At 61.4% G+C, this 20,976-nt stretch carries 17 protein-coding genes; 6 read left to right on the top strand and 11 right to left on the bottom strand.

Going from position 1 to position 20,976, the window contains the following annotated elements:
- Window positions 1-6 precede the first annotated feature (6 nt).
- The 5 genes from Q1M54_RS13000 to Q1M54_RS12980 are packed head-to-tail and all read right to left on the bottom strand — an operon-like array spanning window position 7 to window position 5,154.
- On the bottom strand, window positions 7-1,500 hold the full coding sequence (locus Q1M54_RS13000) for an aldehyde dehydrogenase family protein (protein ID WP_300557879.1): 1,494 nt from the start codon (window positions 1,498-1,500) through the stop codon (window positions 7-9).
- Window positions 1,501-1,519: 19 nt separating this feature from the next.
- Window positions 1,520-2,578 (bottom strand): TauD/TfdA family dioxygenase, encoded by a 1,059-nt coding sequence (locus Q1M54_RS12995; RefSeq protein WP_300557877.1) that lies wholly within the window; start codon window positions 2,576-2,578, stop codon window positions 1,520-1,522.
- A gap of 33 nt (window positions 2,579-2,611) precedes the next feature.
- Window positions 2,612-3,367 carry an ABC transporter permease gene (locus Q1M54_RS12990; RefSeq protein ID WP_300557875.1) on the bottom strand — a complete coding sequence of 252 codons (756 nt, stop codon included), beginning with the start codon at window positions 3,365-3,367 and terminating at the stop codon, window positions 2,612-2,614.
- Window positions 3,357-4,121: an ABC transporter ATP-binding protein gene (locus Q1M54_RS12985; RefSeq protein WP_300557873.1), complete on the bottom strand. Its 765-nt coding sequence runs from the start codon at window positions 4,119-4,121 to the stop codon at window positions 3,357-3,359. The genes Q1M54_RS12990 and Q1M54_RS12985 overlap by 11 nt, the downstream gene beginning before the upstream one ends.
- 34 nt (window positions 4,122-4,155) lie before the next feature.
- Complete coding sequence (locus tag Q1M54_RS12980; RefSeq protein ID WP_300557871.1) at window positions 4,156-5,154, bottom strand: ABC transporter substrate-binding protein; 999 nt, start codon at window positions 5,152-5,154, stop codon at window positions 4,156-4,158.
- Window positions 5,155-5,297: 143 nt separating this feature from the next.
- Here Q1M54_RS12980 and Q1M54_RS12975 point away from each other — a divergent pair, with 143 nt between their 5' ends.
- Window positions 5,298-6,026, top strand: coding sequence for a Crp/Fnr family transcriptional regulator (locus tag Q1M54_RS12975; protein ID WP_300557869.1), 729 nt, complete (start codon window positions 5,298-5,300; stop codon window positions 6,024-6,026).
- Window positions 6,027-6,162: 136 nt separating this feature from the next.
- The gene (locus Q1M54_RS12970) at window positions 6,163-7,362 is read left to right on the top strand and encodes a CoA transferase (protein WP_300557867.1); all 1,200 of its coding nucleotides are present in this window, start codon (window positions 6,163-6,165) and stop codon (window positions 7,360-7,362) included.
- Between the two features lie 6 nt (window positions 7,363-7,368).
- On the opposite strand, the gene Q1M54_RS12965 is transcribed toward Q1M54_RS12970, so the two are convergent.
- Both Q1M54_RS12965 and Q1M54_RS12960 read right to left on the bottom strand, forming a co-directional pair.
- Window positions 7,369-8,334, bottom strand: a complete 966-nt coding sequence (locus Q1M54_RS12965) for a tripartite tricarboxylate transporter substrate binding protein (protein WP_300557865.1) — start codon at window positions 8,332-8,334, stop codon at window positions 7,369-7,371.
- 11 nt (window positions 8,335-8,345) lie between these two features.
- Complete coding sequence (locus tag Q1M54_RS12960; protein ID WP_300557863.1) at window positions 8,346-10,034, bottom strand: amidohydrolase family protein; 1,689 nt, start codon at window positions 10,032-10,034, stop codon at window positions 8,346-8,348.
- Window positions 10,035-10,377: 343 nt separating this feature from the next.
- On the opposite strand from Q1M54_RS12960, the gene Q1M54_RS12955 reads away from it, so the two are divergent.
- From Q1M54_RS12955 to Q1M54_RS12945, 3 genes are read left to right on the top strand one after another with little or no spacing between them, the layout of a single operon-like run.
- Entirely contained in the window at window positions 10,378-11,535 is a 1,158-nt protein-coding gene (locus Q1M54_RS12955; protein ID WP_300557861.1) for an acyl-CoA dehydrogenase family protein, read from the top strand.
- A gap of 12 nt (window positions 11,536-11,547) precedes the next feature.
- On the top strand, window positions 11,548-12,549 hold the full coding sequence (locus Q1M54_RS12950; protein ID WP_300557859.1) for an acyl-CoA dehydrogenase family protein: 1,002 nt from the start codon (window positions 11,548-11,550) through the stop codon (window positions 12,547-12,549).
- Between the two features lie 19 nt (window positions 12,550-12,568).
- A complete protein-coding gene (locus Q1M54_RS12945; RefSeq protein WP_300557857.1) occupies window positions 12,569-13,363 on the top strand; it encodes a crotonase/enoyl-CoA hydratase family protein in 795 nt (264 codons plus the stop codon).
- 97 nt (window positions 13,364-13,460) lie between these two features.
- Here the strand turns inward: Q1M54_RS12945 and Q1M54_RS12940 are convergent, their stop codons facing one another.
- Window positions 13,461-14,618: an alkane 1-monooxygenase gene (locus Q1M54_RS12940; RefSeq protein ID WP_300557855.1), complete on the bottom strand. Its 1,158-nt coding sequence runs from the start codon at window positions 14,616-14,618 to the stop codon at window positions 13,461-13,463.
- 180 nt (window positions 14,619-14,798) lie between these two features.
- Between Q1M54_RS12940 and Q1M54_RS12935 the strand changes: the two genes are divergently transcribed.
- Window positions 14,799-16,391 (top strand): GMC family oxidoreductase N-terminal domain-containing protein, encoded by a 1,593-nt coding sequence (locus Q1M54_RS12935; RefSeq protein ID WP_300557853.1) that lies wholly within the window; start codon window positions 14,799-14,801, stop codon window positions 16,389-16,391.
- A gap of 164 nt (window positions 16,392-16,555) precedes the next feature.
- On the opposite strand, the gene gap is transcribed toward Q1M54_RS12935, so the two are convergent.
- From gap to Q1M54_RS12920, 3 genes are all read right to left on the bottom strand, one after another.
- Entirely contained in the window at window positions 16,556-17,563 is a 1,008-nt protein-coding gene (gene gap / locus Q1M54_RS12930; RefSeq protein WP_300557851.1) for a type I glyceraldehyde-3-phosphate dehydrogenase, read from the bottom strand.
- Between the two features lie 102 nt (window positions 17,564-17,665).
- Window positions 17,666-19,693 (bottom strand): transketolase, encoded by a 2,028-nt coding sequence (gene tkt, locus Q1M54_RS12925; RefSeq protein WP_300557849.1) that lies wholly within the window; start codon window positions 19,691-19,693, stop codon window positions 17,666-17,668.
- A 102-nt stretch (window positions 19,694-19,795) separates the two neighbouring features.
- The gene (locus Q1M54_RS12920; protein WP_300557847.1) at window positions 19,796-20,890 is read right to left on the bottom strand and encodes an aromatic ring-hydroxylating dioxygenase subunit alpha; all 1,095 of its coding nucleotides are present in this window, start codon (window positions 20,888-20,890) and stop codon (window positions 19,796-19,798) included.
- Between the last annotated feature and the right edge of the window lie 86 nt (window positions 20,891-20,976).

Below are 20,976 nucleotides of genomic sequence, written 5' to 3'. Positions count from 1 at the left end.
GGGCTTTCAGCGAAGGTGTTCGAGTTCTTCCTGCACGATGCGCAGGACGGTGGCCTGAAGTTCAGGCGTGAGGGAGGACAACTGGCCCGGTGCCGCTTGCAAGGCCGCGCCCGAAGCCATGGCTCCGGCCCAGCCGCCCGGCAGAGGAAAGGCCACGCGTTTCCAGTTGACCAGAAGCTCGGGGCCGACGTTGCAGTCCACCGAGCTTTTGCCCGCGTAACCCGTACCAATGGTGAAGGTGTAAGGCAAGCCGGTGTTGGCACCGGTGCTGTCGTGCACCGTGCTGCCATTGACGACCACACGGTAATAGTCGAGCGCCGCGCCCCAGTACACCGCCTGCTCGGCCGATGCGGAGTGGATACCTGTGGTGTGGCCTGCGCCGCTGTGCTCCAGCATGAGCCGCGCCACGCCAATGCCCTGGTCAACGTCTTGGACCACCACGCAACCCAAAATGGGCGAGAGCTTTTCCTTGAGCATCACATGGCCAGACTGCGGGTTGGCGATGGGGCAGATCAGCGCCTGACAGTCGCGCGGCACTTGCACGCCTGCGGCCTGTGCGATCTCAAACGCGGGGCGACCGACCACTTTGCCATTGAACTTGCCACCAGGAAAGGCGTGGTTCTGGATTTTCTGCGCCTCTTCTTCGGTGCACACATGCGCACCCTGTCGGGCCAGGGCTTGTTGCATGGGCCCGGCAATTGTTGCGTGCAACAAGAGTACAGAGGGGGCCTGGCAGGGGCTGCCGTGGTCAAAATTCTTGGCGGTCACAATGGTCTGCGCAGCGGCTTCGATGTCAGCACTGGCATCCACATAAATCGGCACATTGCCCGAACCCACGCCAATGGCGGGGTTGCCCGAGCCGTAAGCCGCACGCACCATGGGCGTGCCACCGGTGGCCAAAATCACGTTGGTGCGGGCGTCGCGCATCAGCGCCCCTGTCGCCTCGACCGTGGGGCGGGTCAGGATTTGCAGCGCATGGGCCGGGCCACCGGCCTTTTCAATGGCCGCTTGCAGCTCGTTTGTCACGGCGGTGCAGCAGCCCAAAGCCACCGGGTGCGGCGAGATGACCAGCGCGTTGCGCGTCATCAGGCAAAGAATAGCCTTGAACATGATGGTGGCCACCGGCGAGGTGGAGTTGGACAAACCCACCACCACCCCAGCAGGGCGGCCGATCTCAACGATGCGCAGCGCATCGTTGCGGCGCACGCCGCCCAGCGCCACGTTGTCCCAGGCCGTGGGGGTGAGCGTGCAAGCAATCTGGTTTTTGGCAATCTTGTCGGCCACTTTGCCGATGCGGCTTTCGCGCACGGCCCACTCGGCATAAAACTCGGCACGCGGCAGCAAGGCTGCAGCCACTTCTTTGGCCACGCGCTTGGCTTCTTCGGGCGTCCACAGCGCCAGCGTGGCAGCGGCTTGCTGGGCACGGCCCAGCAAGTCACGGGCCTCCTGCAAGGCGGCCAGGTCGTGGTCGGCCAGGTCGATCGGGTTGCTGGAACTCATGGTGGAGAGCAGCCCGGGTTTAACGGCGCGCCGCAGCCGAAGCCACGGCGTTCAGGTCCACGTTTTCCAGCGCGCTGAAGATGGCTTCCACCGCTTGCTGTTCACGCGGGCTGGCCGCTTGCATGCGGGTGGTGTCGAGCAACTGGCGCATCACCGAAGGCTGGCCACCTGAAGCTGTACCCGCGGCTGCGCCAGGGTTCAGGGTGGGCACAAAGCTGCCGCAGGTCATGCGCTGACCGGCGCGGTAGTGCGGCGCGTAGTCAAACACGGCGTAGTGCTGCGTAGCGCAGTTATCCCACATGGCCAAGGAGTCTTTTTCCCAACGGAAACGCACCATGAATTCGGGTTTTTTCACCCACTCATAGAGCATGTTCAGTACGGCCTCGGACAGGTCCATGTGCATGCCCAGCAAGCGCTTGGTCCAGATCGAATTCACAAACAAAATCTTGCGGCCGTTGAAGGGGTGGGTGATCACGGCAGGGTGCGACACCGTGGGCGTGTTTTCGATCATCTTGCACTCTTGCTCGCTGGCCGTGACCAGCATGCCGCTCTTGATAGAAGCACGTTTGGCAAAGCGCTCGCTGGCGTTGATGCGGCGAAAGTGCCAAGGCAGGTCGTGGTCGGCCTGCAGGCCTTCAAGCATTTGCTGCATGCCAGGATTGAGCGCATCGTAGGCTGCACCTGCGTGCATCCACATGGTGTCGCCGCCCGATGGGGGCAAGTCGGTGATGCGCAAAATCGACACCATATTGGGCTTCTTGCGGAAGGTCACGTCGGTGTGCCAGCGGTCGGTCTCGGGTGCTTCGTTGCCCTGGTTGGAAATCAGTTGGATTTGGGGGTGACCCTCGATGTGCGGGAAGAATTCGTGCTGTTCCATTTCGCCAAAGTTCTGCCCCAGACGGATGTAGGCTTCGGGCTTCAAGGCCTGCTTGCGAAAGAACACGACGCCGTGTTGCCACAGCGCTTTTTTGATTTCTTCGTAGACGTCCTCTGAGCGGGTGTTGTTCAAGTCAACGCCGCTGATCATGCCGCCGATGGTGGGCGTCATGGGGTCAACTTGAATGTGACGGAAGTTCATTTTTATCTCCTAAATGTGATCAAACTGCCTGGCTCATTGCCAGTGCAGCAAACGGCGTTCAACCCAGTTCATCAGCTTCATGATCAGCACCCCAATGAGCGCCAAATCAAACAGCAGCGACCAGACGCCGTTGACGTTGAATGTGGATCCCAGATAAGCGAGTTGTTGCCCGAGGCCACGCTCAGAAGCAATGACCTCTGCGCCCACCACGCCCAGCAAGGCGTAGATCACACCGAGGCGCAATCCTGAGAAAAGCACCGGCACAGCGCCCGGCAATGTGACCGAGAAAAACATCTGCCGACTGCTGGCCCCCAAAGTGCGCGTGAGCGTCACATGGTCTTGGCTGACGCCCCGAATACCGGCGACGGTGCTGGACAGCACGATGAAAAACGTCAGCGAAACGCCCAGAGCGATCTTGGATCCGATGCCCAAACCAAACCACAAAATGAACAACGGGACCAGCGCAATGCGCGGCAGTACATTGAAGGCAGAGATGTAGGGGTCGCAAAAGGCCTCGAACTTGGGCCAAGTGACAAAGGCCAAGCCCGTGATCATGGCAGCGACCGAGCCAATGGCGAAAGACGCGAACACGGCCAACAGCGTGTAGCCCAGATCGCCCCACAAGCGGGCGTTGGTCAGGTTGTCTAGGGTGAAAAGGATGATACCGAGTGGACTGCCCATGAAACTCGGATCAACCCACCCGATTCGTGCAGCCCACTCCCACAGCCCCAACACGAAGCACAGGAACAGCGCATGCAGTGACAGCGTACGAAGTGTTTCACCCCTCATGGTGCACCCACCCTTCTTCGAGATGTTTCCAGACTTGAGCGTAGGTGCGGTGGAAGTCATCGCTGGTCTGCAGCTCACGGATGGAGCGCGGACGTGCCAGCGGCACCTGCACATCGGCCACGATGCGACCTGGCCTGGAGGACATCACCATCACCCGGTCGGCCAGCGCGACCGCCTCTGACAAATCGTGCGTCACGAAAAGCACCGTTCGGTTACCGTCCTGACACAGCTGCAGCAACAGGTCCTGCAGCTGCAGCTTGGTTTGCGCGTCCAGTGCACCAAAGGGCTCATCCATCAGCAGCAAGGGTGAGGGCATGGCAAAGGTGCGGGCCAGGGCCACGCGCTGGCGCATGCCATGCGACAACGCCTTGGGCAGGCGGTTTTCGGACCCACTGAGCCCGACCTTCTTGAGCATCAATGCGGCAAGCTCCCGGGCATCCGCGATGGGCATGCCGCGCACTTTCAGTCCAAAGGCTGCGTTGTCCAGTGCATTGAGCCAGGGAAACAGACTGTCGCGTGCCAACATGTAAGCCACGTTGTGGCTGCCGAGCGCAGGCTTTTCGCCCGCCACCAGCAGACGTTGACCTGCAGGCAAATCCACCAGCCCCGCGCAAAGGTTGAGCAAGGTGGTCTTGCCACAGCCACTGGGGCCAGCGAGCGCGACAAACTCCCCGGCCTTGACGTGCAGGTCCACGCCTTGCAATACCAAATGGTTGCCGTCAAAGCTCAGGTCGATGCGCTGTGCGTCGATCATGAATGCGCCCTGGAAAAATCGCTGCTGTGGAGCTTCAGGGCAGGACTGCAGGCGCCATCTCTACTCTGCCCGGCAAGAGCTTGTTTTCGCTCATGGCATTGGCCACCGCTTGCATGGCGGGCACGGTGCCACGGGCCTTGAAGTTGCCGATGGAGTTGCGCAGGCTCACCTCAGCGATCTGGTCTGCGTTGGGCAATTGCAGGGCAAATGTCTTGCGCAGGACCTCCAGTGTCTTGCCGAAGTTGGCCGGGTTGGCAATGAAAGCCTCCGACAATTCCAGCATCCTGCGAATGGCGGCCACCGTTTGCGGATTAGCTGCCGCCCATTCGGTCTTCACCGCCATGGCGCCGGCGCCTCCCCGGGTCGCCAGCATGCTCTTGGGACCTTGTCCTTTGCGGGGGTCTACCACCAGGCGGCAGGCCTTCAGTACTTCGCACATGCCGTCGGCGGGTGGGAAGGTCATGATCAGATCGACTTGGCCGCGCGTGAGCGCAGGAAAGGCGGTGTCGGGCGCACCCACGGCCACAAAGGTCACGTCGTTCGCGGTCAGGCCCACATCGGCCAGCATGTCGATCACCTGAAATTCAGCGCCGGAGCCGCGTTGGGTCACGCCGATTTTTTTACCTTTGAATGACTTGACCACACCGGGGTAGCCTTCTTTTTCTGTTTCCAATTCGGTTTTTGCACCTGCAGCCATGAAAAACACTGGATCGACGAAGCCCGCGGCGATGATGGAAATGGGGGCCTTGCGGGCAACGGCTGCAACCGCCACTTCGGTCGGGCCAAAAAACACTTCGATGTCACCCGAGAGCATGGTCTGCATGCCCAGTGGCCCACCCGCTATGGTGCGCAGTTCGCAGCGAATGCCCGCTTGCTGGCAAAAGCCTTGCTCTTGGGCCACGCGCACCAACAGATTGCCAGTGCCAGGATAGTCTTGGAAACGCACCACGGACTGCGCCATGGCGCTGGCACCGAGGGTCAAGGCGATGGCACCCAGGGTGGTGCGTACAAGAGTAGGGGCAGAAAATTTCATGTCGTCTCCAATGTGGTTCTTTGACTTGATCACCGTCAAGCTCGGTGGACACGATTTAAGTCCCCCCAGATGTCGCAAATTGTTTCTGATGTGACAATTTAGGGGAAAGCACTCAAGATAAACCCATTTCAGCCCGACCAAACATGCCATCGCCACCCCCGAAAACACCGACTAAAGGCCGTACCAACAGCAAGCGCGCTGCTGTTTTCAAAGCGCTGGATGTAGATGAACTGAAGAAAGACTGGGCGCAGAATTCAGGCCTGACAACACGCTCGACCCAAGCCCTTCAAAGTGTGGGCGTGCTGCGTACTTGGAACGATGGCCAGGTCTTGCTCAGCCGGGGCCAACCCACCTCGGCGGCATGGCTGGTTGTCAGTGGCCGCGTGCGCATCAGCGTGATCACCTCGGAGGGCGAGGAGCAATTGCTGCGCTGGATGTTGCCGGGTGAAATCGCGGGCTTGAGCTCGGTGTTTGCCCAAGCCACCAATCCGGCTGACATGGTTTCCCATGGCTTGACGCAGGTCTTACACATCGAACGTGCCCGATTGATGGAACTGATTGGGCGCGATCCGGTGGTTGCGCTGGACCTTCTTCGCATCCTGGGCCTGCGCATCAACCAACTGTTTGACACCCTTGCTGATCGCGGTATACACAGCCTAGAGCAACGCGTGTGGGCCACACTGGAGCGAATTGCCAAATTCAACAGCGTGACCGTACCCGACGGTGTGATGCTGCGCGTGAGCCAGTCCGACCTGGCCCAAGCCGCCTCCGCATCACGCCAGCGCGTCAACCAGCAGCTGAGGCACTTTCAAGATCAGGGCTTGATCCGGCTGGGTTACCGCAACATTGTTTTGCTGCGGCGTAGTTTTTAGAAACCAAGATCACGATCCGATGGGGCGCATTTGTTGGCGCCACGTTCGGATCGTTGTATTTTTAGGCGCGCCTTAGGTGACAGAGTACGTTGAAAACCAAGCCGAGAATTCAGACCAACAACAAGAGGAATGCTTGATGACCGGTGCACTGAATGGGCTGCGCATCCTGGACTTGACCAGTGTGTTGATGGGGCCTTTTGCCACACAGCTCATGGCCGACATGGGTGCAGATGTGGTCAAAATCGAATCGCCTGCGGGCGACACTGTGCGTGGGATTGGGCCGATGCGACATGCCGGCATGGGCGCTATCTTTTTGCATGTCAATCGCAACAAACGGAGTTTGGTGCTGGATCTCAAAAAGCCAGAGGGCTTGAGCGCTTTTTTTGAACTGGTGAAGACCGCCGATGTGGTGGTCTACAACATTCGTCCACAAGCCATGCAACGCTTGGGCATCGGGTATGAGCAGGTTCGGGCCATCAACCCGCGCATTATCTTTGCAGGTCTTTATGGTTACGGAGAAAAAGGGCCTTATGCAGGCAAACCCGCCTATGACGATTTGATCCAAGGCGCTGCAGCTGTACCCAGCCTCATGGGGCAGGCCAGTGGCTCGGCACCACGCTATGTGCCACTCACACTGGCCGACCGCACCGTGGGACTCATGGCCTCCAATACGATTTTGGCGGCGGTCATCGCCCGCTACCAAACGGGCCTGGGACAGGCGGTTGAGGTGCCCATGTTCGAAACGATGGCGCAATATGTGTTGGGCGAGCACATGGCCGGCGCCACGTTTGAGCCTGCCTTGGGTCCAACGGGCTACCCGCGCCTGCTGGTGCAAGAGCGTCGGCCTTATCCCACCAGCGATGGCCACCTGTGCGTGCTGATTTACACCGATCGGCACTGGGAAACTTTTATGGGTTTGATCGGTCAAGCCGACGCGTTCCTGCAAGATCCACGTTTTGCCAGCATTGGGACGCGCACGCTGCACATCCATGACCTTTACCGGATGGTGGCCAAAGCCATGGTCACCGAAAGCACCGAGGTCTGGATGACCCGACTCACCGCGGCAGACATCCCATGCATGCCCATGCACGATGTCGACAGCTTGCTGAAGGATCCGCACCTTCTGGCGGTGGGCATGCTTCAACAAGTGACGCATCCCAGTGAGGGCCTTGTGAGCGAGATCGGTGTGCCCGTCAGTTTTTCGGGCACCCCGACATTGCCAGTGCAAAAGCCAGCGCCTCGTCTAGGTCAACACAGCATCGAGATTTTGCGAGAGGCAGGCTTGAGCGACGCGGCCATTGCCAAGCTGCAGCGGCTGGGTGCGACCAACCGCTGAGTGCGTTTACTCGGCTTTGGCGCCAGAGTCTTTGACCGCCTTGGCCCAGCGCGGCATTTCGGTGCGCAGGTGGGCCGCGTACTCGGCGGGCGTGCCGCCCAAAATTTCAGCGCCTTGTGCCGCCAGGCGGGCGCGCAGATCGGGGTGAGCCAGCGCCTTGTTCACTTCGGTGTTGAGCTTTTGAATGATGTCGGCCGGAGTGCCGGTGGGCACCACGATGCCTTGCCAAGCGGCGGCATCAAAGCCGGGCATGCCCGATTCGGCCAGTGTGGGCAGGTCTGGCAAGAGGCTGGAGCGCTTGATGCTGGTCACGGCCAGACCGCGTAGGCGGTTGTCGCGCACATAAGGCAAGACCGTGTTGATGGTGTCAATCATGAATTGCGTTTGACCCGCTGCCAGATCCACCAAGCCCGGGGCGCTGCCTTTGTAGGGAATGTGCTGGGTCTGCACGCCGGTTTGCGTGGACATCATGGCGCTGGCCAAATGCGTGATGGTGCCGGTGCCCGAGGAGCTGTAGTTCAGTGCGCCTGGGCGCGACTTGGCCAAATCTAAAAATTCCTTGACGCTGCGCGCGGGCAGTTGCGGGTTGACCACCAGCACCATGGGCACGCTGGCTGTCAGGGCCACGGGCGCGAAGTCTTTCAAGGTGTCGTAGTTCACCTTGCCGTAGAGTGCCGGGCCAATCACGATGGCCGATGTGTTGTAAAAAATCGTGTAGCCGTCGGGTGTGGCTCTGGCGGCCAGTTCAGCGGCCAGGTTGCCACCCGCGCCGGGTTTGTTGTCGACGATGACTTGTTGGCCCAACTGCTCGGACAGTCGTTGTGCCAGCACCCGTGAGACCAGATCGGTGGGGCCGCCGGGCGGGAAGGCGATGATCATGCGCACTGGCTTGTTGGGCCAGCTTTGGGCCCAGATGCTGCTTGCCATGAGTGCCAGAAAAAGACCCGTCAAGAATCGAAGAAAAGTGGTCATGTCAATACTCCTCAGGAATTGAATTGGTCCAGCACTTGGCCGGGCCCATGGGGGTGGTCAATGTAGTCTTGACCGTCGTGAACTTTCACGCCATTGACCCAGACACCATGCACGCCTGTGGCCTCGCGCACCATGCGCGTGCCGCCGCCGGGCAAGTCCTGGCGTGGCAAGGGTTTGGAGATGCCCACGGTGGCTGGGTCGAACAGCAGCAGGTCGGCGGGCAGGCCCACCTGCAAGCGGCCACGGTGAGGGATGCGAAAGCGGTCAGCAGGCTCGCTGGTCAGGCGGCGCACGCCTTCGGCCAGGGTGAAGTGCCCGGTGTCACGCACCCAGTGCGCGAGAAAAAACAGGCCAAAACCTGCATCGCACATGTAGGTCAGGTGGGCGCCTGCGTCAGACAAGGTGATCACGCTGGCTGGGTGCTTGAGCGAGGGGGCCACACCGTCGTCGTTGTTGTTAAAAAATTTGCCCACAAAATGCGTGTCCAGGTCTTCAGACAGGGCCAAGTCAAAGAACACATCCACCGGGTCTAGGCCGCGCTGATCGGCCAGTGCCTGAATGCTCACGCCCTCGAGCGCTTGGTTTGCCGGGTGCAGGGTGGCGCCCACTTCGATGTGCCGCCAGTTGCCCAGAAACAAGATGCCTGCCTTGGGCTGGCGCAGGTTCTGACGGAAGGCTTCGCGAAACGCAGCCGAGCGGTACAAGCCGGGCAGTGCGTCCACTGTGGCGGCCTTGACCGCATCGAAGGCCGCATGGCTGAGTAGCACATAGGGGTCTTTCAAGGTGAAGTCAAACGACAGCGGCTGGCAGCTGGTCAGCACATACAGCTCGTTGCCCCGCGCCAGGGCTTGGGCGCAACGATCGTAATAGGTGGCCCCCAAGCCCGGGTTGCCCTCGTTGTACATGGTGAGCACGGTAGAGATGTAACCGGGCCGTCCGGTGTCTTGCACGATCGACTCCATCACGTCGGGGCTAGCGCGGGTGCCGGTGGCCATCATGAAGACGCCTTTATTTTTTTCGCCCAGCACCCCGGCCAAAGCCCGCAACTCGCCTTCAGAGGCAATGGTTGACGGCATAGGGATACCGCCAAAACCGCTGTGGTTCGGAGAAAACGAGGACGCAAACCCTATCGCGCCGTGGTCCATGGCCTCGCTCACCAGGGCCTTCATGGTTTGCAGTTGTTCGGGGGTGGGGTCGACCTGGGCCGAGCCGTCAGCACCCATCACGGCCGTGCGGATGACCGAGTGCCCTGCGAACACGGCTGTGTTGACATAGGGGCCAATGCGGCGCAGTTGGTCCATGTATTGGCCAAAGGACTCAAACTGCCAGTCCACACCGGTGAGCAAGGATTGCAAATCCATGCCTTCGACCACCGACAGGTTTTTCAGCATGGTCTCGCGCAGCGGCGCTGGGCAAGGCGCAATGCCAAAGCCGCAATTGCCGATCACCGCCGTGGTCACACCCAAAGCGGGCGAGGGCGATAGGGTGCGGTCCCAGGTGACCTGGGCGTCGTAGTGGGTGTGCAGGTCCACGATGCCGGGCATCAGCGCCAGGCCCTGGGCATCGATGCTGTCGCGGGCAGGGCCATCCACCTGGCCGATGTGGGTGATGTGGCCTTGCGAGACTGCCACATCGGCCCGCTGTGGTGGGCTGCCCAAGCCGTCGTGAACCTGCGCATTGCGAATGATCAAGTCATGCATCTGTCAAAAACCTTGCTGCGGTGAAAGTCTCACGCGGGTACGTGCCCCTCGTTTTTTTGGACTATAGGCAGTTGCATGCTTCAGGCTGTCGCGCACCGGATATCAGGGTTTTCCAGATCCGTCAGGGTGGGCATGCCTCTGTATCGCAAGGCTTGCCAATGACTGCAGCAGGTGCTTGACCATGGACAACCCGCGGGTGTCGCGCAAAGCAAATCAAGCATTAGGTGAAAACGCAAACCGTCGAAATAATGCGCTGCAACAGGGACCGCGATGGGTGGCTGGGCGGTCTGTTGGCCTTGGATGGAGAGAGCATGAAGACTTTGTTTGAAAAAGGGGTGTTGGCATGAGCCAGCTCGATTCGCTGAACCCGTCGGCCATTCCTGCGCAAGACGAAGCGCTGCGCCAGGCGGTGCGGGCATTTTTGACCGAAGCCATGCGCGGTGTGCCCGCGCATGTGCGGGCACGCTCTTGGATGGGTTATGACCCGGCTTTCAGCCGCGAGTTGGGGCGCAGGGGCTGGCTGGGTATCACTTTTCCGCCAGCCTATGGCGGCGCGGGCCGCAGCGCCTTTGCGCGCTATGTGCTGGTCGAGGAGTTCCTCAACTTTGGCGCCCCCGTGGGCTCGCACTGGATCGCCGACCGTCAAAGCGGGCCTTTGTTGCTCAAGTACGGCACCGAAGCGCAAAAACAGCGCTACCTGCCCCCGATTTGCCGGGGTGAGGCTTTTTATTGCATCGGCATGAGCGAGCCCGGCGCAGGCTCGGACCTGGCCAGCGTGCGCACCCGAGCGGTGCAGAGCGATGCGGGCTGGTTGCTGAACGGCCAGAAAATCTGGACCACCAATGCCCACAACTGCCACTTCATGATCGCGCTGGTGCGCACCAGCGGCGAGGCGATGGATCGCCACAAGGGCTTGTCGCAGGTGATCGTGGACTTGTCTTTGCCAGGGGTCACGGTGCGGCCCATCGTGGATCAGTCCGGCGACAGCCATTTCTGTGAAGTCTTTTTCGAGAACGTGCAGCTGGGGCCGGAGGCCTTGGTGGGCGACGAAGGCGGCGGCTGGGAGCAGGTCACGGCCGAGCTGGCGTTCGAGCGCAGTGGTCCCGAACGTCTGTACTCCAGCATCGCCTTGTTCGACGAATGGCTGGCCTATGTGCGCACGCCGCAAGGCCGTACACCACAGGCCCAGCGCCTGGCGGGTAAGATCCTGAGCCAGCTGGCGCCGCTGCGGGCCATGTCGGTGGCCATCACCGAAAAACTCACACGGGGTGAAAGCCCGGTGGTCGAAGCCGCTCTGGTGAAAGACCTGGGCACGGGAGTGGAACAGCTGATTCCGGCGGCGATTGCGGACGACTTGTTCTCGCGCGATGCATCTGATGTGCCCGCAGAGCTGCTCAACACGCTCAACTACATCACGCAAGTGGCGCCCAGCTACTCGCTGCGCGGGGGCACACGCGACATTCTGCGCGGCATGATCGCCCGTGGTCTGGGCCTGCGCTGAAAAGGAAACACCATGGATGATCTTTTTTCTGACGCGGTCAAGGTGCTGCTGACAGACCACTGCACACCTGCGGTGGTGCGCGCCATCGAAGCGGGCCAACCGCGTGCTGCGTTGTGGCAAGCGCTAGAAGATTCGGGCTTTGCAGATGCACTGGTGCCCGAATCTGCTGGGGGCGCGGGCCTGAATTTGGCAGATGTGTACCCGGTGCTGGCGCTGTGCGGCAGCTTTGCCGTGCCGGTGCCTTTGGGTGAGACCTTGCTGGCCCGCGGCTTGATGGCTCAAGTGGGTATTCCCGTGCCGGTGGGCAGCGTGGTGTTGGCCACGGGCCAGGTGGCGCCTGATGGTCGACTGCATTGCGCGCAAGTGCGCTGCGGCACCCAAGCTGACTGGGTATTGGTTTCGAGCCAGGGCGCTTGTCGCCTGTTGTCTGCGGCAGATGCCCAAGTTCAGGTGGCCGGATTTTGTTTGGACGCCCAGTTGAGCTGGCCTCAGTCTGCTTGGGACGCCGCCCAGGCGGTGCCCGGAACGCATGACCTCGTGACGCTGCAAGCTGCGCTGTATGCCGCCCAGTTGGCCGGGGCGCTGATGACGGTGTTCAGCCGTACCTTGCAATACGCCAATGACCGCCAGCAGTTCGGCAAGCCGATTGGCAAATTTCAGGCGATCCAGCACCAGCTGAGCGTCATGTCCGAGCATGCATTTGCCGCGCGCATGGCCGCGCAACTGGGCTTGCGCACCGAGGGCCATGTGCCCGACCGCCTGCGCGTGGCCATGGCCAAGGCCCGCACCAGCGAGGCGGCGCTCGAAGTCGCGGGGCTGAGCCACTCCATTCATGGTGCGATCGGTTTCACGCGCGAGTTTGACCTGCAGCTGTACACCCGCCGGCTGCACGCTTGGCGACAGGCGGCCGGCTCAGAGTCTTATTGGCACGATGTGCTGGGGCAGGCCCTGTTGGACAGCCCTGAGCCGATGAGCTTAGATTTGATGCGCTCACTCACCGATGCGGTCGCTTGATTTTTAAACAGGACATTTCATGAGCACTTTTCTCAACATCACCCGTGAGGGCAACATTGCCATCCTCACCATGAGCCAGCCCGAGACCCGCAACGCCCTCACGGGCAACACGGCGGTCGAAGAGTTTGTACAAGCCTGTGCCGGCATTGGCAAGGACACCAGCATCCGAGCGGTGATCCTCACCGCCGAAGGCCCGGTCTTCAGCTCGGGTGGCAACGTCAAGGACATGCTGCGTTATCAGACGCAGCAGCTCAAGCCCGATGTCATCCGCGAGGAGTACCGCAACGGCATTCAGCGGTTGCCCAAGGCGCTGTACAACCTGGACGTGCCCGTGATCGCCGCCATCAACGGCCCGGCCATTGGCGCGGGGCTTGATTTGACTTGCATGTGCGACATCCGCATCGCCTCTGACAAGGCCACATTTGCCGAAAGTTTTGTGAAAGTGGGCATCGTGCCGGGTGATGGTGGTGCCTGGCTGTTGCCGCGCGCGGTGGGCGCGTCCAAGGCGGCCGAGATGGCCTTCACGGGGGAGGCCCTGACGGCCGAGCAGGCGCTGGCCTGCGGGCTGGTCTCACGGGTGGTGGCGCCCGATCAATTGATGCCCGAGGCGCTGGCGCTGGCACGCAAGATTGCGGCCAACCCTGGCGCGGTGCTGCGCATGACCAAGCGCTTGCTGCGCGAGGGTGAACGCAGCTCGCTCGAATCCTTGCTGGAGTTGTCGGCGGGCTACCAGGCCATCGCCCACATGACCGATGACCACCACGAGGCGGTCAACGCCTTCATTGAAAAGCGACCGCCCAAGTTCTTGACTTGAGGACTTGGCCGTCCTCAAACGACAGACAGACTGGCGGGGTGGTTGCACGTCAACAATGGTTCAAGAACACACCATGACATTGCAAACCTCAGCGCCTTCATTTCTTTTTCGCCAAGGCACACGTCCTTTGCAGAGCCGATGCCTGCACATTGACCCGGCCCAAATCCCCACCATAGTGCGTCATCACCCGGTGGTCCATCCACGCAAACCACAGGGGCGGGCAATAGGCCACCGAGATCATGGTGGCGTAACCTGCGGGCAGTTGCGGCGCTGACTCGAAATGCCGCAGTGCTTGGTAGCGCCGGCTGGGGTGGGCGTGGTGGTCAGAGTGCCTTTGCAACTGGTAAAGCAGCAGGTTGCCCACCAAGTGGTTGCTGTTCCATGAGTGTTCAGGCTCGCAGCGCACATAGCGGCCGTTGGTGTCTTGTTGTCGCAGCAAACCGTAGTGCTCCACGTAGTTCACCACTTCCAGCATCGAGGCGGCGTACAAGGCCTGCAGCACCAAGAAGGGCAACGCCAACCAGCCCAGCCACGTCACCAGCGCGCCAAATATAACCAGCGTCATGCCCCAAGCCTGCAGGATGTGGTTTTGGGGGTGCCAAGGGCTGTGGCCTTGAAGTTTCAAACGCTCTTGCTCCAGCGCCCAAGCCGATTGCAGGCTGCCCCAGACTGAGCGCGGCAAAAAAGCCCAGAAGCTTTCGCCCATGCGAGCACTGGCCGGATCTTCTGGGGTGGCCACGCGTTTGTGGTGGCCCCGGTTGTGCTCCACAAAAAAGTGGCCATAGGCACTGGGCGCCAAAGCGATCTTGGACAGCCACCGGTCCAGGGCCTCTTTTTTGTGGCCCAGCTCGTGTGCGGTGCCAATGCCAATGCCGTTGATGGCCCCCACCGTGAGCACCAAGGCGCCATAGCCCCACCAAGGCAGAGACTGAGTGACTGCGATCCAGGCGCCCAAAACCGTACCGACGAATTGAACAGGCACATAGGCCCACACCAAGACGCGGTAAAACATGTCCTGATCGAGTTGCGTCACCGCCGACTGGGGTGGGTTGCTGAAGTCTTCGCCAAACACGCGGTCGAGCAATGGCAAAAAGACATGGATGACTGCAGGGGCCAAGAGCATGCACCACCATTGCCCACTCCAGACGAAGGCCAGCAAGGAGGCCGTGAACACCAGCGGAATGGCAGGGCTCAGTAGCCACCACCAACGCTTGTCTTGCCAAGCCTCATCGCGTGGGATGCTTGGGCTGTTCATGGCTCAGGCCTGCTGCGCATAACTTGTCTCCACATGTGGTGCCATTGTGAGGTGTGTTGGGGCCAACAAGTTGTCACCATGGCGAGGGGTTCGCTGGGAAAAACCCTGATGCATAAAAGACACGCCGCGACACGCTTGGGCCCTTATATTGGGCGCAACAAGCATTTGGGGAGGTGCTGCATGGAATTTGACTACGTGATCGTGGGCGGTGGCTCGGCCGGTTGTGTGCTGGCCAGCCGCCTGAGCGAAGACCCGGCCGTGCATGTGGCGTTGATCGAAGCCGGGCCGCCCGACACCAGCGCACTGATCCATTGCCCGGCGGGCATTGCGCTCATGGCCCGCACCGAAATCGTCTCGCAAGGCCTGAACACCGTGCCGCAGCCCGGCTTGAACGGCCGCATCGGTTTTCAGCCGCGTGGCCGCACGTTAGGCGGCTCCAGCTCGACCAATGCGATGGCCTACATCCGTGGCCAAGCCGTGGATTACGACACTTGGGCGCAGATGGGTTGCGCGGGTTGGTCATGGGCCGAGGTCTTTCCCTACTTTCTCAAGGCCGAACACAACGAGCGCATCGACAACGAATGGCATGCCCAAAACGGCCCCTTGAACGTGGCCGACCTGCAAAGCCCCAATGTGTTTTCCAAGCGCTTTGTCGAGGCCGGCATACAAGCAGGTTTGGCGCACACCACCGACTTCAATGGCCCCACCCAAGAAGGCGTTGGCCTTTACCAAGTCACACAAAAGGCGGGCGAGCGTTTCAGCGCGGCCAAGGCCTATCTCACGCCCAACCTGGACAGACCCAATTTGCATGTGATGGCGGGCGTGACGGTGGACCGCATTGGTTTGGTGGATGGCATGGCGCGGCAGGTGCACACCTTGCAGGGTGGCCAGGCGCAGACCTTGACTGCCCGGCGCGAGATCATTTTGAGCGCCGGCGCTTTCCAGTCGCCAGCCATCCTCATGCGCTCCGGCATTGGTCCCGCAGCCCATCTCCAAAGCCTGGGTATAGAAGTGCTGCGCGACTTGCCCGGTGTGGGCGAGAACCTGCACGACCACCCGGATGCGGTGCTGGTGGCCGACGCGCCGGGGCAGACCGATTTGATCGGCGTGTCACCCAAAGGCATGTGGCACACCCTGCAGGCCCTGTGGGCCTGGCGGAAACACCGCACCGGGCGCCTGACCACCAACTTTGCCGAGGGTGGCGCGTTTTACAAAAGCCGACCCGATGAGGCGCACCCGGACATCCAGCTGCACTTTGTCGTGGCCAAGCTGGTGGACCACGGCCGCCAACTGACGCTCGGGCATGGCTTCTCTTTGCATGTGTGTTTGCTGCAACCCGACAGCCGTGGCCGTGTGCAGTTGACCGACCGCGACCCCAACAGCGCCCCGCTGATCGACCCGCAGTTTTTGAGCGACCCGCGTGACCTGCAGCGCTTGCGCGACGGGGTGCGCCAAGCCCAAAAAATTCTGGCCCAGCCTGCACTGGCCGCTTATGGCAAAGAGTGGGCTGAGTCTGCTGACGCCCATACCGATGAACAGCTGGAGCACTGGATTCGCCAAAACGCCGACACGGTCTACCACCCGGTGGGCACCTGCCGCATGGGGCAGGACAGCATGGCGGTGGTCGATGCGCAGTTGCGCGTGCACGGCGTGCCGGGCCTTCGCGTGGTCGACGCGTCCATCATGCCGCGCATCGTGAGCGGCAACACCAACGCGCCGACGATCATGATCGCCGAAAAGGCCGCAGATTGGATTCGGGCTTCAAGGCCTTGATGTCACTTGGGTTGTGAGCCCAAAGAAAAAGCGCCAGAAGGCGGTTTTAGCGATGCCCTATGGCAGCGCCGGGGCACCCCGAAGGGGCGATGTGGCAAAGCGAAGCGCCTCTGAGCCCTGGCGGGGCAGCGGCATCTGAGTCTGCCGCAGCCACCTGCTAAAGGTTACTTTTTCTTGTTGACGACCCGCACCATCTCCAGGCACTGCTTGGCGTAACCCCACTCGTTGTCGTACCAAGCCACGATCTTCACGAAGGTTTTGTCCAGGGCAATGCCGGCGGTCGCGTCGAACACGCTGGCGCAGGGCTCGCCACGGAAGTCGGTGGAGACCACTTTCTCGTCGGTGTAACCCAGCACGCCTTTGAGCGCGCCTTCGCTTTGCGCTTTCATTTCGGCGCAGATGTCGGCATAGCTGGCATCGCTGTTCAGCTCCACCGTCAGGTCAATCACCGACACGTCCGATGTGGGCACGCGGAAGGCCATGCCAGTGATCTTGCCCTTGATCTCGGGGATCACCACACCCACGGCCTTGGCCGCACCCGTGCTGCTGGGGATGATGTTTTCGAGGATGCCACGGCCACCGCGCCAATCTTTGCGTGACGAGCCGTCCACGGTCATTTGGCTGGCGGTGGCAGCGTGCACCGTGGTCATCAGACCGCGCTTGATGCCCCATTTGTCGTGCAGCACCTTGACCACGGGGGCCAAGCAGTTGGTGGTGCATGAGGCATTCGACACGATGGCCTCACCCGCGTATTGTTTGTGGTTCACCCCGTACACAAACATCGGGACCGTGTCCTTCGATGGCGCCGAAATCACGACCTTCTTGGCGCCAGCGGCAATGTGCATCTGGCTGGTTGGCTCGGTCAGGTAATGGCCTGTGCACTCGAGTACGGTGTGCACGCCCATTTGGCCCCACTTGAGGTTGTGCGCATCGCGCTCGTGCGAGAGCTTGATCTTTTTGCCGTTGACGATCAGTGTGTCTTCGGTGAAGTCCACCGTGCCATCAAAGCGGCCGTGCACGCTGTCGTACTTGAGCATGTAGGCCAGGTAGTCGGCGGGCTTGGGGTCGTTGATGCCGACGATCTGGATGTCGTCGTAGCCGTGTTTGAGTGCAGCGCGCAGGGCCAGGCGGCCAATGCGGCCGAATCCGTTGATACCCAACTTGATGGTCATGGTGAGAGCCTCGGGAGATAAGTTACTAAACCGTTACGTCACCGGATTGGAAATCAGGATCCTTGCGAGAACCTGATCCCCTTTGCCGGTCAGTGGGCCTTGTCAGGCCTTGAGCAATGCGGCGTGGACCGTGTCGGCCACGTTCTCGGCGGTGAAGCCGAAGTGTTTGAACAACACAGGCGCTGGAGCCGACTCGCCGTAGGTGTCGATGCCGACCACCGCAGCGCAGCCGTATTTCCACCAGCCGTCGGTGGAGCCCATCTCAACCGCCACGCGGGGCAGGCCTTTGGGCAGCACGCTTTGCTTGTATTCGGTGTCCTGGCGGTCAAACACATTGGTGCTGGGCATGGAGACCACGCGCACACCGATCTTGCGTTCGGCCAGCAGCTTTTGCGCGGCCAGGGCCAGTTGCACTTCAGAGCCGGTGGCGATGATCACGCCGTGCGTCTTCTTGATGCCGACATGCGCGGGCTCGGACAGCACATAAGCGCCACGGCTGATGTCACCCAGATCGCTCTTGGGCGAATAGGCCAGGTTTTGGCGGCTCAGCAGCAGGGCCGAGGGGCGGTTGGCGTTTTGGAGGGCTACGGCCCAGGCCACGGTGGTCTCGGCTGTATCGGCGGGGCGCCACACATCCAGACCGGGAATCAGGCGCAGGCTGGCGGCGTGCTCGATCGACTGGTGGGTCGGGCCGTCTTCGCCCAGGCCAATGCTGTCGTGGGTGAAGACGTGGATCACGCGCTGCTTCATCAAAGCGGCCATGCGGATGGCGTTGCGTGAATAGTCCGAGAAAGTCAGGAAGGTGCCGCCGTAGGGGATGTAGCCCCCGTGCAGGGCCACGCCGTTCATGATGGCGGCCATGCCGAATTCGCGCACGCCGTAATTGATGTGGCGGCCGATCTTTCCTTCGGTCTTGACCACATCCCCAGCCAAGTCCACGCGGAAAGCGGGGGTGCTCTTGGTGTTGGTCAGGTTGGAGCCTGTCAGGTCGGCCGAGCCGCCCAGCATTTCGGGCAGGGAAGCGGTGAAGGCTTCGAGTGCCAGTTGGCTGGCTTTGCGGCTGGCCACGGTTTCGCCCTTGGTGTGGGCGGCCACGACGGCGTCAAACGCCACCTGGTTGAAGTTCTTGGGCAGGTCGCCCTTCATGCGCCGCACAAACTCTTTGGCCAGCGCGGGGTAGGCGGCTTTGTAAGCGGCAAAGGCCTTGTTCCACTCGGCTTCGCGGGCTTTACCAGCGGCCTTGGCGTCCCAGTCGGCATAGACCTCTTTGGGGATCTTGAAGGGCTCGGACGTCCAGCCCAAGGCTGCGCGGGTGAGTTGGATTTCTTCAGCACCCAATGGCTCGCCGTGGGCTTTGGAGGTGCCCGCACGGTTGGGCGAGCCCTTGCCGATGGCGGTTTTGCAGACGATCAGGGTGGGTTTGTCGGCGCTGTGCTTGGCCGCAGCGATGGCTTTGGACACGGCTGCAGCGTCATGGCCGTCCACGGCGTCGATGACGTTCCAGCCGCAGGCGGCAAAGCGCTGAGGCGTGTTGTCGATGAACCAAGGGGCGACCTGGCCGTCGATCGAGATGCCGTTGTCGTCGTACAGGGCGATCAGTTTGTTCAGCTTCCAGGCACCCGCCAGGGCCACCGCTTCGTGGCTGATGCCTTCCATCAGGCAGCCGTCACCCAAAAATACGTAGGTGTGGTGGTTGACGATGGCGTGGCCAGCTTGGTTGAATTCGGCGGCCAGCATTTTTTCGGCCAGCGCCATGCCCACGGCGTTGGTGATGCCCTGGCCCAGCGGGCCGGTGGTGGTTTCCACGCCGGGGGTCACGCCCACTTCGGGGTGACCAGCGGTTTTGCTGTGCAGGGTGCGGAAGTTCTTCAGCTCGTCAATCGGGAGTTTGTAGCCTGTCAGGTGCAGCACCGAATAGATCAGCATGGAGCCGTGGCCGTTCGACAGCACAAAGCGGTCGCGGTTGGCCCAATGCGGATTGGTGGGGTTGTGCTGCAGGTGATCGCCCCACAGCGCGACGGCCATGTCGGCCATGCCCATCGGGGCGCCGGGGTGTCCGGAGTTGGCTTGTTGAACAGCGTCCATTGCGAGGGCGCGGATGGCGTTGGCCATTTGCTGTGTGTTTGCCATGTGGGCAGCTCCGGGAAGGTGTTCTGGAAAACCCGTGATTTTAGCGGTTGTCCATCGGCTGACCCGGCTCACGCAGTCCGCCATCGGCCCTGCAAGCAGTGATCAGGACTGGCTTTCTTTTTGCTGCCGGGCCAGCACATACCGACGCATGGCCACTGCCGGCGCATCGGCAGCCACTGAAAATTCGTACAAATCCTCGGCGGGCGTGCTGGCCAGGGCCTGTTCTTGCAAGGCCAAGCCGTCCACATCTTCCTGAAAAGCCACGAAGAGTTGATCGTGCATGAAGCGCGTGGTGCCTGGATCGTCCAGCGCAAAGTCTCGTCCGTGCACGATGAAGTAGTGCGTCGTAGTGGCGGTCTCGGGCGTGGGCATGTGCGCGGTGCGGATGCGGAACTGCGGGCGGTCTGTGTCGGGCAGATGGCAGTCGTAAAACAGCACCGACACTTCGTGCAGGCCCAGACTGCGGAACTCGGAGCGCACGATGCGGGCGGCCTGGCCTGATTCTGTCAGGCCAGTGGGCACACCCCACACCGGGGGCAGCGTGGTTGGCACCACCTGGCGCAGCAAGGCGAACTGGCCATCGCCGATTTCGGTTTCAAATGCGGCTTTGGCGTAATCGGGCGTGCCAAAGCTTTTGGCGTGCAAAAAGCTCAAATGGGTCAAGTCCAGCAGGTTCTCGTGGAGGCGCACATAACTGGCTTGCAAACTCAAATAACCCTGTGAGCGTTCCCATTCTGTGTTCTCCATCCAGTCTTGCGCGGGCAGCTTGCTCAGGTCTGCTTGGCTCTCCTCGCCCATCCAGATCCAGACCACCGCACCGCGTTCTTGGGTCCGGTAAGCCCTGATGCCCATGTTGTGGGGGCAATTGGCTTGCGAGGGGACTTCGATGCAGTCGCCTTCGCTGTTGAAGCGCAGGCCGTGGTAGCCACACACGATGGTGTCTTGTTGAAGGGTGCCGGCCGACAGGGGCATGGAGCGGTGGGGGCAGCGATCTTCCAATGCCACCACGCGGCCGTCGCTGGTTCTGTAAAAAACCAATCGGCGGCCCAGCAAGGTGCGGGCCAAAAGCTGGTCTTTGATTTCCTCGCCAAATGCGGCCACGTACCAGTCGTTCATGACAAAAGGGGTGTGGCGGTCGGCCATGCGTTGAGAGGCGTTCTGTGCGGCGGCAATCACGGCGGGCAGGGGGCGTGTCATGGCTGTGCTCTTTCGGGTCCAACTTATTTGGCATTGAACGGGTTGTACAAAAGAGTGTAGAACGCGGGGGCGATGGGCGGATGTCC

Source organism: Limnohabitans sp. Rim8 (assembly GCF_943326455.1).
Lineage (GTDB): Bacteria > Pseudomonadota > Gammaproteobacteria > Burkholderiales > Burkholderiaceae_C > Limnohabitans_A.
Note: the sequence above shows the minus strand (reverse complement) of the source record. Positions and strands in the feature narration are given on the sequence as shown.

Excerpts from the sequence above, each read along its gene's own strand:
- Q1M54_RS13000 (WP_300557879.1), bottom strand. The coding sequence starts at position 1,500 with ATGAGTTCCAGCAACCCGATCGACCTGGCCGACCACGACCTGGCCGCC.
- Q1M54_RS12995 (WP_300557877.1), bottom strand. The coding sequence starts at position 2,578 with ATGAACTTCCGTCACATTCAAGTTGACCCCATGACGCCCACCATCGGC.
- Q1M54_RS12990 (WP_300557875.1), bottom strand. The coding sequence starts at position 3,367 with ATGAGGGGTGAAACACTTCGTACGCTGTCACTGCATGCGCTGTTCCTG.
- Q1M54_RS12985 (WP_300557873.1), bottom strand. The coding sequence starts at position 4,121 with ATGATCGACGCACAGCGCATCGACCTGAGCTTTGACGGCAACCATTTG.
- Q1M54_RS12980 (WP_300557871.1), bottom strand. The coding sequence starts at position 5,154 with ATGAAATTTTCTGCCCCTACTCTTGTACGCACCACCCTGGGTGCCATC.
- Q1M54_RS12975 (WP_300557869.1), top strand. The coding sequence starts at position 5,298 with ATGCCATCGCCACCCCCGAAAACACCGACTAAAGGCCGTACCAACAGC.
- Q1M54_RS12970 (WP_300557867.1), top strand. The coding sequence starts at position 6,163 with ATGACCGGTGCACTGAATGGGCTGCGCATCCTGGACTTGACCAGTGTG.
- Q1M54_RS12965 (WP_300557865.1), bottom strand. The coding sequence starts at position 8,334 with ATGACCACTTTTCTTCGATTCTTGACGGGTCTTTTTCTGGCACTCATG.
- Q1M54_RS12960 (WP_300557863.1), bottom strand. The coding sequence starts at position 10,034 with ATGCATGACTTGATCATTCGCAATGCGCAGGTTCACGACGGCTTGGGC.
- Q1M54_RS12955 (WP_300557861.1), top strand. The coding sequence starts at position 10,378 with ATGAGCCAGCTCGATTCGCTGAACCCGTCGGCCATTCCTGCGCAAGAC.
- Q1M54_RS12950 (WP_300557859.1), top strand. The coding sequence starts at position 11,548 with ATGGATGATCTTTTTTCTGACGCGGTCAAGGTGCTGCTGACAGACCAC.
- Q1M54_RS12945 (WP_300557857.1), top strand. The coding sequence starts at position 12,569 with ATGAGCACTTTTCTCAACATCACCCGTGAGGGCAACATTGCCATCCTC.
- Q1M54_RS12940 (WP_300557855.1), bottom strand. The coding sequence starts at position 14,618 with ATGAACAGCCCAAGCATCCCACGCGATGAGGCTTGGCAAGACAAGCGT.
- Q1M54_RS12935 (WP_300557853.1), top strand. The coding sequence starts at position 14,799 with ATGGAATTTGACTACGTGATCGTGGGCGGTGGCTCGGCCGGTTGTGTG.
- gap (WP_300557851.1), bottom strand. The coding sequence starts at position 17,563 with ATGACCATCAAGTTGGGTATCAACGGATTCGGCCGCATTGGCCGCCTG.
- tkt (WP_300557849.1), bottom strand. The coding sequence starts at position 19,693 with ATGGCAAACACACAGCAAATGGCCAACGCCATCCGCGCCCTCGCAATG.
- Q1M54_RS12920 (WP_300557847.1), bottom strand. The coding sequence starts at position 20,890 with ATGACACGCCCCCTGCCCGCCGTGATTGCCGCCGCACAGAACGCCTCT.